This is a genomic window from Shewanella morhuae, from assembly GCF_900156405.1.
Taxonomy (GTDB): domain Bacteria; phylum Pseudomonadota; class Gammaproteobacteria; order Enterobacterales; family Shewanellaceae; genus Shewanella; species Shewanella morhuae.
This window is the reverse complement of the sequence record NZ_FTNN01000002.1, coordinates 302831-318898: the sequence shown is the minus strand read 5'-3', so window position 1 is coordinate 318898 and position 16068 is coordinate 302831. Positions and strand designations below refer to the sequence as shown.

Genomic DNA, 16068 nt, shown 5'->3' with positions numbered 1-16068 from the left:
TATCCGTTTTATTTATTACCTTTATTGCAACTGTGTGTTTATTTTTTTCTGCCACATGATTGTGGATTAAATATATATTGAGGTTTCCCATGAAAATAGTATTAGCCCTTGGTGGCAATGCGTTATTAGAGCGTGGTCAACCGCTCACTGCGACCAATCTTCGTAATAATATTAAAAAGGCTGCGGCATCAATTGCGGCTATCGCTAGAGAGCATGATGTGGTAATTGTTCATGGTAATGGTCCACAAGTGGGATTATTGATGGAGCAAAATTACGAGTACCAAAAAATTAATAGTGCGGTCACCGCCTACCCATTGGATGTATTGGGTGCCGAAACTTGCGGCATGATTGGTTATATGTTGCAGCAGGAATTATTTAACAGTGACAATAAGTTAAGTATTACCACTATTTTGACCCAAACCTGCGTAGATATTGACGATGTAGCATTTAACGACCCCACTAAGTTTGTGGGTCCCATTTATAGCGAAGAAGAGATAGATAAGATTAATATTGCTAATCCTTCGGCAATTTTTAAGAAAGATGGCGACTATTACCGCCGGGTTGTGTCTTCACCTATGCCACAAGATATTGTCGAATCTAAGCAAATCAGTAACCTACTTGAAAATGGTAATACTGTGATTGCCTGTGGTGGTGGAGGTATTCCGGTATTTAAAGCTAATAATGGTAATCTCGTTGGCGTTGAATGTGTGGTTGATAAAGACTTAACGGCGGAGTTACTTGCCGAGCAAATTAAGGCGGATTTGTTTATTATTCTAACCGACGGCGCGGTTTACCTTAATTACGGTAAAGAAAACCAGCAGGCAATTAAACATATTACGCCTGAAGAGTTAGATAAATACCATTTCCCAGCGGGTTCTATGGGCCCTAAAATTGATGCCGTGTGTAAATTTGTTTCTAAGGGGCTGGGTGATGCTGCCATTGGTGCTTTAGATGAATTATCTGCGGTTATTGCTGGACACTCTGGTACGCGCATCACACTGGGCGAAACTGTCGAGTATTATTGATTTTATCAACGGCCTAGCCAGTCACTTGCACGCTTTGTTATCTTAGTGCTGGTTTATGTTTTAAAAGCCTCAAATAGAGGCTTTTTTTATTTTGGCCTACAACCTGCAATCTACCACTTCAGTTCATCCCATTGTATTCGGATGGTTGCCACTCATTAGGGTCTTACGGTTTAGAACTGACCAGAATAGGCATGATTAAGCAAGTACATAAGCACGATAGAGCATCACTCTACATCAGCCCCCGTTGTGTGTTTTCAGCTTATTGGTGCATCCCCGAAGAAGATTAATCCCAAGTAGATGCCGCATAGGGTGTCGTGGCCAGAAGAGTGACCATAGGCAATTACCGAATCAAGGGCTACATCGAGCGCCAAGGGGTTAAAGGGCTGATTTAAAAAGGCATACAGCTCAGTAATCTCTTGGTTATAACGATGGTGCGTGGCGTGCAATAACATGGCTTGACTAACATCTGTAGTTTGCGCCGCACTAGCTTGTACCGCTTGTGCTAGCAGATAAAAATAAGGGTGCTGACTAAAGTCTAGCCAGGAGAGCAAGCCGACCAGTAGGTCGTCCATTGAGGGGGTTAGCCCAGCACCAAAGCCGATAATAGATTTAAGCTCAATTGCACGGTCTTGTTGGGCTACAGCAGCGATAAACTTTTGTAGGTGCGGCGTAATATATTTAATCATCATCTCTGGTTGATACATCAGATTAGTCGCGATATTGAGCCGCGGTTGCTGACACAGTAATGGATAAATCCCCAGCGACTTTTGATTGCACTGCAAAAAAGAAGCGATATGCAGCTGAAGGCTTGATTGTTGGCTGAGCGCGATGGGCAAAGCCGCAGACAAGCTAGGGTTAAAATGTGCTATCTGCTCACTCACAATGGTTGCGCCTGCGCCTAAGTTGATATGCAGTATCAGATTATCGATATGGGCGCTGGCCGCTGATGCCGGCGACAAGTTAGAGTCTTTGTTATTAATGACGCACAGCTCAACCTTTGCACCGACAATGAGCGGCTTAAGGCTTACCCCTTGCGGCAATAAAATTGCGCTTGGGTTCATCTTTTTTGGTTGGGTGAGTAGCGAAATCAAACCAAAGGGACTTTGTAGATTGCAGGCGGCGTTAAATACTGAATGCACGGTTGTGCTTATTGAGCCGTGGTGCATGAGTTGATCATAAATCGGTTGAGCTAGGGTTATCTTTGTCATCATCAGGCTTAATAGGTTTTATGGTGCTTTAAGTTAAAGGTGTTGATGATCTCATCGGCTATTTTAGTCACGATCATGTCATGCGTATTATTAACATATAAGGCTAAATAAAAGTCGTTGGGTGGAGCATAGGTTTGTAGCTCATTGATAATGCTATGCTCTGCCGTTTTACAGGTTTCCGGTAACAAGGTGATCCCAAAACCGATAGATGAAGCGGTAATAATGGCCGACAAGTTACTGCTGCAATAGTTAATTTTGCTGCAGTAACCTAATTGATCCATAGAGTTAAGAATATGCTCCCGATACAGAGCTCCAGTGGGGAACAGCACTAATGGGATCATCTTGTTATTAAAGGTGGGGTGCGCCGCGCTGTCGAGCCATAAGAGAGGCTCTCTGCGATAGGCGTAAGCATTACCGAGTATGGGCTGCTTAACCAAAATAAGGTCATACTGGCCAGCTTGATAGGCCTGATACAGGCTGTTGCTTAGGCCTGAGGTAAATTCAATTAAGATATTGTAGTTATGTTGAAACTGCACAATGGCTTTAGTGACATCGACCGACAGATCGTCAGGCACTCCTATCTTGATAATGCTTTGCTCTGACTTCTCATGAAAGTTATCGACCATAGAGGTGTTCAAGTCGATAATTTTATGGGCATAACGTAATACAAATTCCCCTTGCTCCGTTAATGTCACCTTTTGCGGTGTACGTATTAATAGCGTGCTGCCGAGCATAGATTCAAGGCGGTTAATTTGTTGGCTAATGGCCGATTGAGAGTTATGTATTCTTTCTGCTGCGCGGGTAAAACTGCCGGTTTCACACACGGCGATATAGGTTAAAAATAACTGCGGTGGAATAAACTTCATGATGGGTCACCTACGTTTAGCTTGTTATTATATTTTTCGTAAAATAAGTTGCGCCATTGTGAATGGGGTAGTGGGCTTTGCTGTTTCACGCCAGACAATTTCTAGTTTTAGCCCTGTGGCTGCCTAGTTTCGTGATTTAGTTTTTAATCTTAGTGATCACGACTTTGATATTATTTGCCTCTTCTTCATGGGGGATGCGTTTAAACATCATCCTAGCATTCAGTCTTTCTTCAATAGGGCAGACATTCAACTGACAAATAGTAAGACCTTTAACTTAGTAAGGGAAATAGTATTTGCGCCAACTCAATATCAACTGTATAGGGTCCATGTTATTGGTGATGTTCAATTAGCGTTTACTCAGTATTAGGTGTTACTGATTGTTTATGCTGGTGGGAAGAATAAGCGGCTATAGATTATATTTGCCCTGAACTGATTTCTTTTTGGAGTGCTGCCCAGCTGATCACGCCAACGATGTTATCGGGCGTGTCTTGGTAGATAAATACCTCACCACTACGTTTGGGTGACAAGATGATATAAGCCTCATTGAGTGTTGTTGTATCACTCAGGCCTTCTATAGGATGGCGTGTTAGCGCGGGGCTATGATTATCGGGTGGCATCTCAAGACTGACCATTTCTAATATTGTCTCAGTATTACGCACTAGTACGTTTCGACCTTCAGCCCGCTTAAGTACTTCGAGCAATAACTCATCGTTGTCATTAACGATAACAAAGCGTCTATCCATCAAGGTTCTGACGCCTTTTTTCTGCAGCGCTAAATTAACCGGCGCGACTTTATAATTAAGTCCCATGATCTCTAACTGTTCAAAGAAAATAGATTTTGTTTTAAATCCTTGATAGGCAATTAAAAAAGCCGGAATAGTGACAAACATTGAAGGTAAAATGATACTGGCGTCATTGGTCATTTCTAACAAGGCGACTAAGGCTGCCAGTGGCGCAGCAAGACATACTCCCATCATGGCAGTCATGCCGATAACCGTATAAAGCCCAACGTAGGGCGCAATAGATGGGAACAATAGGGCGCTGACTAAGGCAAGGATAGCCCCGAGTAAAGCACCTATACCGTAGAGAGGACCAATCAAGCCACCGGGAATACCCAAACCAATTGCCGCAATAGTGGCAATCATTTTGGCAAACAACAGCGCAACTAAAAGTAATAAGCTCGGGTGTTGACTAATCGCCTCACCAATGGCGAAATCGCCAGTTCCAAGGGCTTGTGGTAGCACTAAACCAATTAGGGTAGTGATGCTACCCGCTAATAATAATCGATAAATTAATGGCCAGTTTTGTCCGGTGGCAGTGACTTTTAATAATGAATAATTAAATAAGGCGGCAGCAAAGCCTAATACAACGCCGCCAATCGCCAGTATGGGATAGTGATCTAGGGGGATATGGAATACTTGAATGCGGTCCAGTTCGTGCACATTACCGAACACCAGTTGGCTTGATACTGCACCACAAATAGCCGAGAGCATAATCGGGAAAAAGTAATGGATTTTGTACTCACGTACGATCACTTCAAGTACAAAAATGACCGCAGCGAGTGGTGCATTAAAAGTCGCGGCTATGCCTGCAGCAATGCCACTGACGCACATAATCCGTACGCTATTATCCGGAAGATTAAATTTTTCAGCGAGAAAACTGGCACTCACAGCACCCAGATGAATAGCTGGACCTTCACGACCTACCGAGAAATTAGTGCCTAGGGCAAAGAGTGCTTGAAAAAATTGTCCTGCGGCAGATTGCAGTGGAATTTTACCATAATGCAATTTAACTCTATGTAAAACATAGGCTATTCCCATTCTTCTATAGCGTTTAGAGCCTAGTTTTGCCACAATCCAAATTAATACTGCCCCTAAAAGCGGTAACAGAGCTCGCCAGTCAGCGACGTTCCCCGTAAAATCCAGCGTCTGTATTTGGGTGTAATGATTAGCCCAAACCAGTAAAAGTCGAAACAGTAAAATGACACAAGATGAGAAAATGGCAAATAGCAGCGCCAGTATGCACAGTTGCGCACTGATACGGGCTTGGGATAAATGATCACGTAGCTCATTAGCAAAATACTTTTTAGCTACTATGATGGCACGTTGCATCGCGACTTTGTTTATAGGTAATTGCACTGCGTTGGCCTGAGTTGTATTGTATCGAACTCGTTCTTGAGTTGATTGTATTTTATATAAGGGGTTGTTACCTAATGCCAAATTATTCTCATTGGCGAAATCGGTTACAAGTGATGGACCGAAAGTATCGTTCATCTTCAATATATTTATCGTGTTTAGTCTTAGTGGCCCTTCTTTTAGGGGCTTGGATCAGTTTTTTGCTGTTAAGCAGCGATGATCCCGTTGTTAAACACAACGGTAAAGCCCAGCGCTTGAGCGTCGAATTAGAAGCTCAAACCCAGTTACTCGCCACCAGAAATCTAGAGCTATCCGTTGAGCGTGAAGCGAATGCGCAGATGCAAGATATGTTTGGTCAGCAACTGAAAAAGCAAAAAGAGTTAGAACACGAGCTGGCGTTCTATCGTAGCATTATGACGCCAGATGATAATGCTGAAGGTGTCGCAATTCACGGACTTGAAATTACGCCAGGCGCTTTGACCGATGAATATAACCTTAAGCTGGTGTTAACTCAGTTGCAAAAGCGTAAGCAGTCAATTCAAGGTCGAGCCGAATTGACATTAATTGGTGTGCAAAATGGCAAATCAGTTAACTTAAATGTGAACAAAATCACGGGTTCTAAACTCGAGTTTGATTTTCGTTATTTTCAGGTCATAGATACCAAGGTAACTGTTCCCGCAGGCTTTAATTTACAGCAAGTGAAGGTTAAGGTGTTGGTGCCTTCGAGCCGCTGGACTAAGAATTCACAGACTGAACAAATCTATAGTGCCCCTGAGTTATTACAGGGTGAAAAAGAACCGCGGGTAATACTTGAACAAAACAGTCAGGTAAAGGATAATTTGCCCCAGAAAACTGATGTAAGAGGTAGTAATGACTGATCAAGCTGATACAGCAATGCCAATCCAATTTACCGATGCGGCAGCCGCTAAGGTAAAAGGTTTGCTGGAAGAAGAGCAAAATCCTGAACTTAAGCTACGAGTCTATGTGACTGGCGGTGGTTGTTCTGGATTTCAGTACGGCTTTACCTTTGATGAAAAGGTCAATGAAGGCGATTTTACGATAGAAAAACAAGGCGTTCTTTTAGTTGTTGATCCTATGAGCCTACAATATTTAGTGGGTGGAGAAGTCGATTATACTTCTGGCCTTGAAGGTTCTCGCTTCTTCGTGAAAAACCCTAATGCATCTTCGACCTGTGGTTGTGGTGCCAGCTTTTCTGTTTAATACATTGCTAATGCAGTGCCTAAAGGCATAGTGTTAGATCAAAAAAGCCGTCGTAATGACGGCTTTTTGTTGGGCGCAATTTAGTCATCTATCACGACTTAACCCATGATATTCAAGTTAAGTTTAGGTTTAAACCACGCCTTTACCTTTTTATCAAAGGCTATCCAAACTTGCAGTAACGACAAAATGATCAAAGCGATAAAAATGACATAGTCAGGTAGCTTGCTCTGCCATTCACCTAAGTACACTGTTGTCGGGCCGACAATTAAGTTGTCAGGATCGTACATGATCACTGGCAGCATACTAATCAATCCCAGCTGTACTAAGGTGTAACCCCTCAGCATAATAAGCGCAGCCTTTTGCCGACCGATAATAGCAATCACCATAAAGAGTGTTAGTAGACAAAATAACACGCCCTGCTTAGCAACTAAGCCACTGATTGACGCAGCGGTATACACCAGCAACAGCGCAATGAGTCGTTTCGGTAAACGTTGACTCATCATTGTGCTTGCTTGAGGTATTGTCGTCGATTCTTGCTCGCTCATAGATATTCTCGCTTAGCGCTGCAGATTAATGGCTTTGCTTAGGCGCTAATTTTTGATCAAGTTCGTAAGGTGGGATCACTACGCCTAAATCATCTAATACTGGGAACACGGCAACAAATAAATCATCATCTTCCATGCCTGGCACCCATCTATCGTGGAATTCGTCATAGGGGATAGCCAAAGTTTGGCAATCGCTCCATTCGTCCACAGCCCAAGATTCTGCAGCTTCTTCAGTTGGCCACATTGGAATACAATCTTCTTCTTCCGTGGTCAGCATGACGCAACCGTCTTGGTCCTGTAACGTCCAAATGATCTGGTGTTCTTTAACTTGTTCAACAAGATAATCGTAACGTGCTTCAGGTGTCATTGCTGCTGTCTCAGCGAGGGTTTTAACAGTCTTACTCATGAAAAATATCTCTTTTGCTTGAATAGGGTGAGCCAGATGTGTTTTTAGTCGCACAGCAAAATTCACCAGTTGTGCAAATGGTAACATTAGCGCGGGATTAGAAAAAGAACAACAGCACTAAGTGTGTAGTTGTGTTGGAATTGCCCCTTTATTTTACTGCGTAGAAATCGCACTAAATCAAGCCTATCGATAAGGAACAATTTGTAGGCTCCTATGCATACAAATAAACCACTACCTTAATTTAATTCGCCTCGTTTTTTACTTAGCCTGAAGAGAGGTAATAGCTAACGTTTATTTCGTCTCAATTTATTATATCAACTTTTATAAAACGCCTAAAACCTGTCACTTCAAGCCTACCACTGCAAATCGATCGCAAGCATATGATTTTTAATAAATAGATAATTAATAGATATAAAAGAGGCAAATAAACGAGCCCTTAAGCATTGCTGCATTTGCTGGAGCCAAGTACAAGTTTGTGATTGTTTTTTGTTAATTAAATTAATCTTCAGTGTTAATGAATTTGGTTGTGTGAAAAATAACAGTATTGGTAAAAGTGAGTGGTTAAAAATGATACTGCCAGGTTGCCGAGTTACTCCCTAGTTCTCTAAAACTATAAACATAATAACTGCCATCAGTGCAGAACTAATAAAGGTAAAGTGATGAAAATAAAAATATTAACTTTAGCAATACAAGCGGCGATGCTTAGTGTTGTGCCTTCGATGGTGTTTGCTGCAGATCCGATAGAAGTGAGTACCGCGCAAAAGGACATGAATGCCAATAGAAATTTACCCGTCGCAGATGCTGATGAAGCTAGTATTGAGAAAGTAGCAGTGACAGGATCACGTATTAAGCGTGATAGTTTTTCGTTGAGCACGCCAATGGTAGGTCTTGATGCTAAAGATATTGCTGATAGTGGTATTGGCTCGCTAGCAGATATTCTTGTTGATCAAGTGCCTGCACTTTCAGAAGGCGTTAGTAGTACCAACAGTCAATCTAGCGTTCAGAATACGGGGCTTTCGACGATTGATTTACGTAGTCTTGGCACCGATAGAACCTTAACTTTAATCGATGGACGTCGTGTTGTATCAAACAGCTATAGTGGTAACTATGTCAGTTTAAGCACGATACCTACGGCAATGGTTGAAAAGGTTGAGATTATCACCGGTGGCGCATCAGCGGTGTATGGCTCTGATGCTATTGCAGGTGTTGTTAATATTATCACTCAAAGCGATAAAACTGGCTTTGAAATTAATGCTAGAGGTGGAGAAACGACCAATGGCGGCGGTCAAGAGCGTACCGTTGATGTAGGTTATGGCGCTGACTTTGCAAGCGATAAAGGCTATATCTACGCAAGTGCTACTTACGACAAGCAGTATGGATTATTTGCTAGTGATAGAAGTCGTTCTAAATACGAATCTAGCTTTGAATATGATACTAAAACGATGTGTAATGCGATGAACACGGTAGATGGTGATCAATGCATGCGAGATATAACACCAGATGAGTGGCGTGAACGCAGTAACGACATCAATGGTGGTCGTTTTGAAACTAATGCCTGGTGGTATGACGGCGCCAATTTAAAGCCAGATTTTAAAGAGGAACGTGATGGTTATAACACCTATGAAACGGCATTATTGAAAGTTCCTGAAGACAGTTTGTCTGCTGCAATAAAAATGAACTACGACATTTCTGATGATGTAAAAGCCAATGTTCAAGTTCAATTTAGCCGTAATACTGCATTTCGTCGCACCGATGCAGAAGGCCAAGATTATAATGATGCAGAGCTTTATATCGATCCTATCACTGGGCTGCCAGGTATGATTGATGCGGGAACGATATCGCCTAATAATCCCTATGTGCCATCTGAAATTGCCGCAATGGCAGGTAAAAGTGTTACGTGGGATCGCCGCTTCCAAGAAGTAGGTCCTGTTGAAAGTAATAACGAACGTACAACATTACGATCTTGGGCTGGATTACAAGGAAGTTTATTTGATACTTGGACTTGGGATGCCTCTGTTGGATACGGTAAATTTGAACAGCGCCAACGTCGTAGCAACGAGGTCAGCATTCGTCGTTTAAGGAATGCGCTTGATGCTGAATACGCTGATGATGGTGTCACTATTCAATGTGCGAGTGAAGATGCTAGAGCTGAAGGCTGCGTGCCGGTCAATATTTTTGGTGAAGGTTCTATCAGCAAAGAAGGCGCCGATTATATTCGTGCTAATCCCTACATCAATACAGATATCACTCAACTTAACGCTTTAGGATTTATTTCTGGCGAGTTATTCGAATTACCAGCAGGGGGCGTTCAGTCTGCATTTGGAGTTGAATATCGCCGTGATACGCAAGAAGTGCAAACAGATAAAGCAATGCGTGCTGATGCCATTACCTTTAACGATGTACCACCATTTGAAGGTGAGGTAACGGTATGGGAAGCGTTTGGTGAGGCGAGTTTACCGCTACTAAGAAATGCTGATTTTGCTCATAAACTTGATCTCGATGTCTCGTTGCGTATTGCGGATTATAGCCAGAAAAATATTGATTTAATGTCTAGCTATCGTACTGGTTTATTGTGGGAGCCTATCGAAAATTATGCGCTGCGTGCCAACTATTCACGTGCGCAACGTGCACCTAATATTACTGAGTTAATTTCGCCACCTCGTGGAGATTATGACAGTGTTCGTGATATTTGTGATGGTGTTACAGCGACTTCTACCAATGCGGGTCACGATAGTTGTCGTCTTGATGCTGGCATTGCTGCTGCAATTGCGACTGACGGTATTTTTGAAGATGCAGGTGGTTCTAAATATTCCCCTAATGCTGGTAATGAAGAGCTTACCGAAGAAACTGCTGATACCTATACATTAGGCTTCACTATGGCTCCTGATTTTCTTGAGGGCTTTAACTTAGCGGTGGATTATTATGATATTAAAGTCGCCGATGCTATTGGTTCGCTAAGCAATGAAGATATTCTTGCCGAGTGTTATAACTCAAGTAATGCTTATGGTGCAGACAACCAATACTGTGGTGTGGTTAGCCGTGATACCGAAGGTCAGTTAACGCAAATCATTCAGCAAGAGCTCAATTTGAATGATATAAGCACTCGTGGTGTGGATATTGCCCTTGCTTATCAGTGGGAGCTTGCTGAATACGGTGATCTCAGCTTTAAGACTAACTGGACTCATGTGCTTGAATATAGCTCAAGCTACATGGGCGCTGATGGGCTTGTAGAAGATGATTACGTTGGTGAACTTGCTAGTGGTATTTTTGAAGATAGGGGCACTGCTTCATTAACCTGGAGCAATGATGACTGGCGCATTCGCTGGAGTACCAAATACAAGAGCGATATGGTTGATAGCCATGATAGAGTCAATGAGTGGCAGGATCTGAACGCTGCGAATCAGGCAAAAATTGATGCGGGTGATGCAACCGCTATTCTAAATCCTGAGACACCGGCATTCTTATACTACGGCTCATATGTGACTCATGATTTATCAGTGTCTTATACTATGGATATTAATAATAGTGCGCAATTACGCTTATACGGTGGCGTGCGTAATATTTTCGATAATCAAGGTCCTTGGGTAGCTAATACGGGGGATCTTGTTGAGTCAGGAACAGGTAACTATAGTAGCGCTTATGGTGGCGGTGTTGGACGTTACGGTTACTTAGGCGCAGAGATGAAGTTCTAACCATTATTGTAGCTTTTATTTTTATATAAACCGCATGTTTTTAGCATGCGGTTTTTTATTTTATAGAGAGTATTAATGTGTTGCTAGCATGTGCACTTTTAAAAAATGGCTTTGTTCCCATAACATATGATTTAACGATTCTTTTGCACTGTAACTATGACTTTCAAAAGGCAGGATAACGAGTCTTGCAGTACCGCCTAAGCCCTTAATTGCGTCAAACATCCGTTCTGCTTGCATTGGAAAAGTGCCCGAGTTTTGATCCATCTCCCCGTGAATTAATAACAAGGGCGACTTGATTTGATTGGCATAATTAAAAGGTGACATTTGTTGGTATATATCATTGGCTTGCCAATAATTACGTTCTTCATTTTGAAAGCCAAATGGCGTTAGACTGCGATTATAAGCGCCACTTCTGGCTATTCCCGCGTAGAATAAATCCGTATGCGCAAGTAAATTTGCCACCATAAATGCACCATAAGAATGGCCACCAATAGCAATTCGCTTGGGGTCGGCAATCCCTAAATTGACCAATACATCTACAGCGGCTTGTGCATTGGCCGTCAATTGCTGTTTAAAGTTATCATTAGGTGCTTTATCATTCTGACTAATTATAGGCATAGAAACTTTATCGAATACGGCAAAGCCTTCAGCCACGAAAGGCACTGGACCTTTAGGACTGATTTTTAAATATTGATTGGGGCTGAAACTGACTTGCCCTGCGATTTCAGCATCATTAAATTCCCTTGGGTAGGCCCACATCAACACTGGTAGCGGGCCTTGCTCTTTGCGATAGCCAGCAGGTAAGTACAATGTCCCTGAGAGTGGTACACCATCGGCTCTTTGGTAGGTAATGAGTTGTTTTTGGATCCCTTTGTAGGCTTGTAACCCTTCCGGTTGCTGATATAGCACAGTCTCAGATGCATCGTGAACATTGATTAACACTAGGCTAGGTGCCTGATTTGGGCTTTCGCGATTGATGATCATTCTTAGTGGATTGACATCGAGTATATAACGTACCGACTCCAATTTATCATTGGCCGACTGCCATAGTAAGGTTGAGGTGCCGTTGACTAATAATGTGTGTTTTAAAAAAGGCCTATTCCCTGTATTTGAAGCACCTTGCCCATAATGCATTAGTTCTGGCGAGTTAGCATGTTGGCTGATGTGAATAAGTTTGCCTTTATTAGGAATATATACTTTAAAAAATTGCCCTAAATCTTGATATTTATCGCGCATGTTTCGCTCGCTAAATGTGTGTAACGAGGTTTTCTCTTGGTTGAGATCTATATGACCCATCCTCAGTCGTTGCAATTTAGTATTGCGCTCTGTGACCAATACTAGATCATGTTCAGCCCACTCAATATCGACAATTCTCCACTGTGTATTACCGATTAGCTTTGCTTTATCAGTAAATGGCGCCGAAAGAGTCCAGAGGCTGTCGCGCTTTGCAGCTGCTTGACGTGAATCGCTTAAATCTAATGCTTGGGTAAAAGCTAATGTTGCCGCTTGACCTTGTACCCACTGGATCATCCTAGGACCACTTAAAACAGTATCACTACCTGTGGGACGTTGCTCACCGCTTAGGCTTTGATGAATGGTTGTAATGTGCGCATCATTTAAGCGATAAACTGCGGTTAACTTAGGGAAATCATGGTACTTAACTTTGTAGGAAAATGGCGGGGTGAGATGAGTTGCGAGGATATATTTTTCATCTGGTGAAATAGAAAAATCGAGAAAAATTTGTGCCTTAGCGATTGTCGAAATAGTGCCATCAAGTTTAACTAGGGCGAGTTGACTCATTGTTAAGTCGGTAAATCGTTGTTCATCTGCAGAGTTTTTAAGCAAATCCTGATAGGTTCGTTGCTGAGTCTTACTTGAGAGGGTTTCCTTTACCATAGGAGAATACGAAGCTTGTGACTGTCGCCATTGGCCGTTCTGTTCATTGGCAAAACGTGCCACTACGCCACATTCTCCAAGCCATTGATAATTTAAGTTGATACTGCCATTTAGGCGTTGGTTCGTGAGTTGTCTATTTAAGTCTTTTTCAATGTCATAAGCATAAAGATAGCCACCGCTCTGGTTCAGACTGACAAAGCTTAAGTAACGGTTATTGGGTGAAAAGGTTACTTCAGTAATGTCATTAGCGTTAGGCAAGTTAATGGTGCGTTGTTCATTGTTCTTAATATTGATGAGCTTGAGCTGATTATAACGTGTGGGCAATCTACTGGGTATAAGTTGTTGTGGCGATATTCTTAGCCCTGCGAGTTTTTGCTCTGCAGTTGCAAAAGTGGAAATAGCAGGGGCTGAAATTGGGGTAAGTATAGCCATCCATTCATGATTATTTGAAAGTCGCGTCACGACAGTTGTGTTGTTTTCAACCGTTTGTTGTAGGGCTTTTGCGGGTGTTTTATATTCCTGCGCGAAGCTGTGGTAGCTAAAAGTGATTAATAGAATTATCCAGATATTATTAAATATTAAGCGCCGCATGTTTCATTCCTTGCAGGGTTTCTCTGTTGAGGTTAACTCTCAAAGGAGTACCGTTTTAAGCTGTAGAGCTTTTTACATTTATAGTGAGTTCCTTTGTAAGTAATATGGCCACCCTCTGCAATCTTTCATAGCTCGATTCTATATTGTTTAAATCTCTATTTTATAAATATTATGGCGTAATATTATGAATTTTAAATAATTAATAAAAAAGGTCAGTTGCTATTCGATCTGGTTATTCGGTAGTATTAAAGACTTACTTAGTACTCATAACCATAATAAGGCTAAGAATTGCGGTGTTAGGAAAATGATGAAGGACCAGCGTAAGTTAAGCTATCGTTTAGGTCTATGTAGAATAGATCCCTCAGATAACTCAGTCGTATTCCAATCCAAGACAGATATGAATGAGTCTGCTATCGAGCAGACGAAGCTATCTCTTCAACCTAAATTTATTGAAGTGCTCAATGTCCTTGCACGAAACTACCCTGAGGTCGTTACTCGGGATGAATTAATTACTCAGGTATGGGACGGGAATAGCTATGTGGGAGCTAAGGCTTTAACGAATGCCATTTGGCATTTGAGACAGCAGTTATCGCCCTTAGCTGAAGTGGGTGCAGTGATTGAAACCGTGCGTAAAACAGGCTATCGCTTACTCATTGAGCCAGAGTTCGATGTCGAGGCTAATTCAGAGGAGCAAGACTTACTCCAATTAACCTCGGGTAAATTACTTCATATGACGCAACGTATGCGCGTTATCATGACTTCGATGGCCTTATTGATTTTTTTGGGTATGCTTTTTACTGGGATACATCTTTACCAAGATAAACAGAAAATGCTGGAGACTCAGGTTACCGCCTTAACCCGCGATCCGGGTTCTGAGCGTTATCCTGTCGTTTCTCATGATAGACGTTGGCTTGTTTATGGTGCTTATAGACCAGGCTTTGTTCCAAGTCTATATCTTAAGGACCTAACCAATGACGATCTTCCTGTACGGCAGTTAACATCTTCATCTTCAACGGAGTTGCGTGCCGCTTGGAGTATCGATGATACGCGTTTGTATTTTACCTCTCGCACAGTAACGACTGCAGAGTGCCGTATCATGCAGTTAACGCTGTCAACAAATGAAATCATATCTTTAGCTCCTTGTAGTAGTGATATGTCCGCCATCGATGTTTCACCAGATGGTAAGTCATTAGCTTATATATCTTCACATGAAAAAAATAAAATGGGAGGTATTTATGTTCAATCCCTTGGACTTGATAATGCCCAACTGATTCGCCAATCATGCGAAATAAATTGTAGTTATGAAGACAGAGATTTGGCCTATAGTCCTGATGGATATTGGATGGCTATCGTTCGCCGTTATAGCAATATTTCAGAGGATATTTTTATTCGAGAGCTTTCTTCTGGCAATGAACAACGGCTCACCCATGGCATTGAAGATGTACGAGGTTTAGGTTGGACCAATGATAGCAAGCGTTTAGTGTTTGCCACAGAAGAGTCTGGAAGTCGTAATGGCTTTATTATTGATATAAAATCTAAAAATATTAGCTCTTTAGATGTTGAGGGCATGAGTTATCCAAGGCTTATTGGAGACAGCGGAGAACTTGTCTACCATCAATATCACCGCCAGTTTGAAATAGCTTACCTCTCCCTTAATAATAAAGTGCCAACGACCTTATTTCCTTTGTTATATTCAGGGGTTAATCATCGTAATCCAGATTACTCAACGCAAGCCTTACGTCTTGTTTTTGTATCTAATGAGAGTGGTTTTAATGAGATTTGGACCTCAGACTTTAATGGTCAGAAGCTGGAACAACACACTAAGCTTAAAACTCGAGTCGCTTATCCGCGCTGGTCTCCGGATGGTACTAAAATTGCTTTTATTGCTCCAGATGACAATCATGAAGGCAATCGTATTTACATTCTAGATTTAGCAAGTAAACATATTATCGCGTTAGCATCTACTTACCATAATCATGGCAGACCAGCTTGGAGTTGGCAGGGGAAATCTGTTTATGCCTCAACAAGCGCAGGCATTACGGAGTTTTATTTAAATAATCAAGCTCCAAGAGTCGTTAACTCACTGAACATGGGCGTTGGTTTTGCAAGCTCAGCGTCAGAGTTAGTATTTACTCGCTCTGATACTCAAGGGCTATGGTTAGTTAATTTAAATCAGCCTGATGTTGTTGAAACCTTGATTGCTAATACGGACTTTAAAACAACTAATAATTGGACATTAACGCAGGAGGGGGTTTATTTTAAATCGGATCATATTGGTGAACAGAGATTAAATTTTTGGGATGCTAAATCTAAAAATATCATGCCAGTATTGCAAGTGCCGCGCTCAAGTTTAAGCTCCTTTGGCTCTATGACTTATATTCCTGAGTCTAGTCGCTTATTGATGACGCTTGATGGTTACCCTCAGCGCGATATTATGTTACTAAAGCATAAATTAATCCGATAATCGGTGGTGTATGCTTAGT

General features: G+C 41.9%; 11 protein-coding genes. 5 read left to right on the top strand and 6 right to left on the bottom strand.

Annotation, left to right across the window (positions count from 1 at the left end; genetic code table 11):
• Nucleotides 1-89: 89 nt before the first annotated feature.
• Nucleotides 90-1025, top strand: a complete 936-nt coding sequence (locus tag BW947_RS03725) for a carbamate kinase (RefSeq protein WP_076496976.1) — start codon at nucleotides 90-92, stop codon at nucleotides 1023-1025.
• 254 nt (nucleotides 1026-1279) lie between these two features.
• Here BW947_RS03725 and BW947_RS03720 read toward each other — a convergent pair whose 3' ends face one another.
• The 3 genes from BW947_RS03720 to BW947_RS03710 form a co-directional block, all read right to left on the bottom strand.
• A complete protein-coding gene (locus BW947_RS03720; RefSeq protein WP_159436978.1) occupies nucleotides 1280-2233 on the bottom strand; it encodes an oxamate carbamoyltransferase subunit AllH family protein in 954 nt (317 codons plus the stop codon).
• A gap of 8 nt (nucleotides 2234-2241) precedes the next feature.
• Nucleotides 2242-3099, bottom strand: a complete 858-nt coding sequence (locus BW947_RS03715; protein WP_076496974.1) for a LysR family transcriptional regulator — start codon at nucleotides 3097-3099, stop codon at nucleotides 2242-2244.
• Nucleotides 3100-3512: 413 nt separating this feature from the next.
• The gene (locus tag BW947_RS03710) at nucleotides 3513-5237 is read right to left on the bottom strand and encodes a chloride channel protein (RefSeq protein ID WP_076497076.1); all 1725 of its coding nucleotides are present in this window, start codon (nucleotides 5235-5237) and stop codon (nucleotides 3513-3515) included.
• 74 nt (nucleotides 5238-5311) lie between these two features.
• On the opposite strand from BW947_RS03710, the gene BW947_RS03705 reads away from it, so the two are divergent.
• Together BW947_RS03705 and erpA are read left to right on the top strand one after the other, a co-directional pair.
• A complete protein-coding gene (locus BW947_RS03705; protein WP_076496973.1) occupies nucleotides 5312-6112 on the top strand; it encodes a DUF6776 family protein in 801 nt (266 codons plus the stop codon).
• A complete protein-coding gene (gene erpA / locus BW947_RS03700; protein WP_076496972.1) occupies nucleotides 6105-6455 on the top strand; it encodes an iron-sulfur cluster insertion protein ErpA in 351 nt (116 codons plus the stop codon). Before BW947_RS03705 ends, erpA begins: the two co-directional genes overlap by 8 nt.
• Nucleotides 6456-6553: 98 nt before the next feature.
• Here erpA and BW947_RS03695 read toward each other — a convergent pair whose 3' ends face one another.
• Together BW947_RS03695 and BW947_RS03690 are read right to left on the bottom strand one after the other, a co-directional pair.
• Nucleotides 6554-7000 carry a hypothetical protein gene (locus tag BW947_RS03695; protein ID WP_076496971.1) on the bottom strand — a complete coding sequence of 149 codons (447 nt, stop codon included), beginning with the start codon at nucleotides 6998-7000 and terminating at the stop codon, nucleotides 6554-6556.
• Nucleotides 7001-7025: 25 nt separating this feature from the next.
• The gene (locus tag BW947_RS03690; RefSeq protein WP_076497075.1) at nucleotides 7026-7406 is read right to left on the bottom strand and encodes a DUF2750 domain-containing protein; all 381 of its coding nucleotides are present in this window, start codon (nucleotides 7404-7406) and stop codon (nucleotides 7026-7028) included.
• A gap of 659 nt (nucleotides 7407-8065) precedes the next feature.
• Here BW947_RS03690 and BW947_RS03685 point away from each other — a divergent pair.
• Nucleotides 8066-11098 (top strand): TonB-dependent receptor plug domain-containing protein, encoded by a 3033-nt coding sequence (locus BW947_RS03685; protein WP_076496970.1) that lies wholly within the window; start codon nucleotides 8066-8068, stop codon nucleotides 11096-11098.
• A 72-nt stretch (nucleotides 11099-11170) separates the two neighbouring features.
• Here BW947_RS03685 and BW947_RS03680 read toward each other — a convergent pair whose 3' ends face one another.
• Entirely contained in the window at nucleotides 11171-13585 is a 2415-nt protein-coding gene (locus BW947_RS03680) for an alpha/beta hydrolase family protein (protein WP_076496969.1), read from the bottom strand.
• A 304-nt stretch (nucleotides 13586-13889) separates the two neighbouring features.
• Here BW947_RS03680 and BW947_RS03675 point away from each other — a divergent pair, with 304 nt between their 5' ends.
• Nucleotides 13890-16049 carry a winged helix-turn-helix domain-containing protein gene (locus BW947_RS03675; protein WP_244153224.1) on the top strand — a complete coding sequence of 720 codons (2160 nt, stop codon included), beginning with the start codon at nucleotides 13890-13892 and terminating at the stop codon, nucleotides 16047-16049.
• The last annotated feature ends 19 nt before the right edge of the window (nucleotides 16050-16068 follow it).

What these genes read in the sequence shown, in the direction of transcription:
- BW947_RS03725 (WP_076496976.1), top strand. Translation starts at nt 90, where the DNA reads ATGAAAATAGTATTAGCCCTTGGTGGCAATGCGTTATTAGAGCGTGGT.
- BW947_RS03720 (WP_159436978.1), bottom strand. Translation starts at nt 2,233, where the DNA reads ATGACAAAGATAACCCTAGCTCAACCGATTTATGATCAACTCATGCAC.
- BW947_RS03715 (WP_076496974.1), bottom strand. Translation starts at nt 3,099, where the DNA reads ATGAAGTTTATTCCACCGCAGTTATTTTTAACCTATATCGCCGTGTGT.
- BW947_RS03705 (WP_076496973.1), top strand. Translation starts at nt 5,312, where the DNA reads ATGCCAAATTATTCTCATTGGCGAAATCGGTTACAAGTGATGGACCGA.
- erpA (WP_076496972.1), top strand. Translation starts at nt 6,105, where the DNA reads ATGACTGATCAAGCTGATACAGCAATGCCAATCCAATTTACCGATGCG.
- BW947_RS03695 (WP_076496971.1), bottom strand. Translation starts at nt 7,000, where the DNA reads ATGAGCGAGCAAGAATCGACGACAATACCTCAAGCAAGCACAATGATG.
- BW947_RS03690 (WP_076497075.1), bottom strand. Translation starts at nt 7,406, where the DNA reads ATGAGTAAGACTGTTAAAACCCTCGCTGAGACAGCAGCAATGACACCT.
- BW947_RS03685 (WP_076496970.1), top strand. Translation starts at nt 8,066, where the DNA reads ATGAAAATAAAAATATTAACTTTAGCAATACAAGCGGCGATGCTTAGT.
- BW947_RS03680 (WP_076496969.1), bottom strand. Translation starts at nt 13,585, where the DNA reads ATGCGGCGCTTAATATTTAATAATATCTGGATAATTCTATTAATCACT.
- BW947_RS03675 (WP_244153224.1), top strand. Translation starts at nt 13,890, where the DNA reads ATGATGAAGGACCAGCGTAAGTTAAGCTATCGTTTAGGTCTATGTAGA.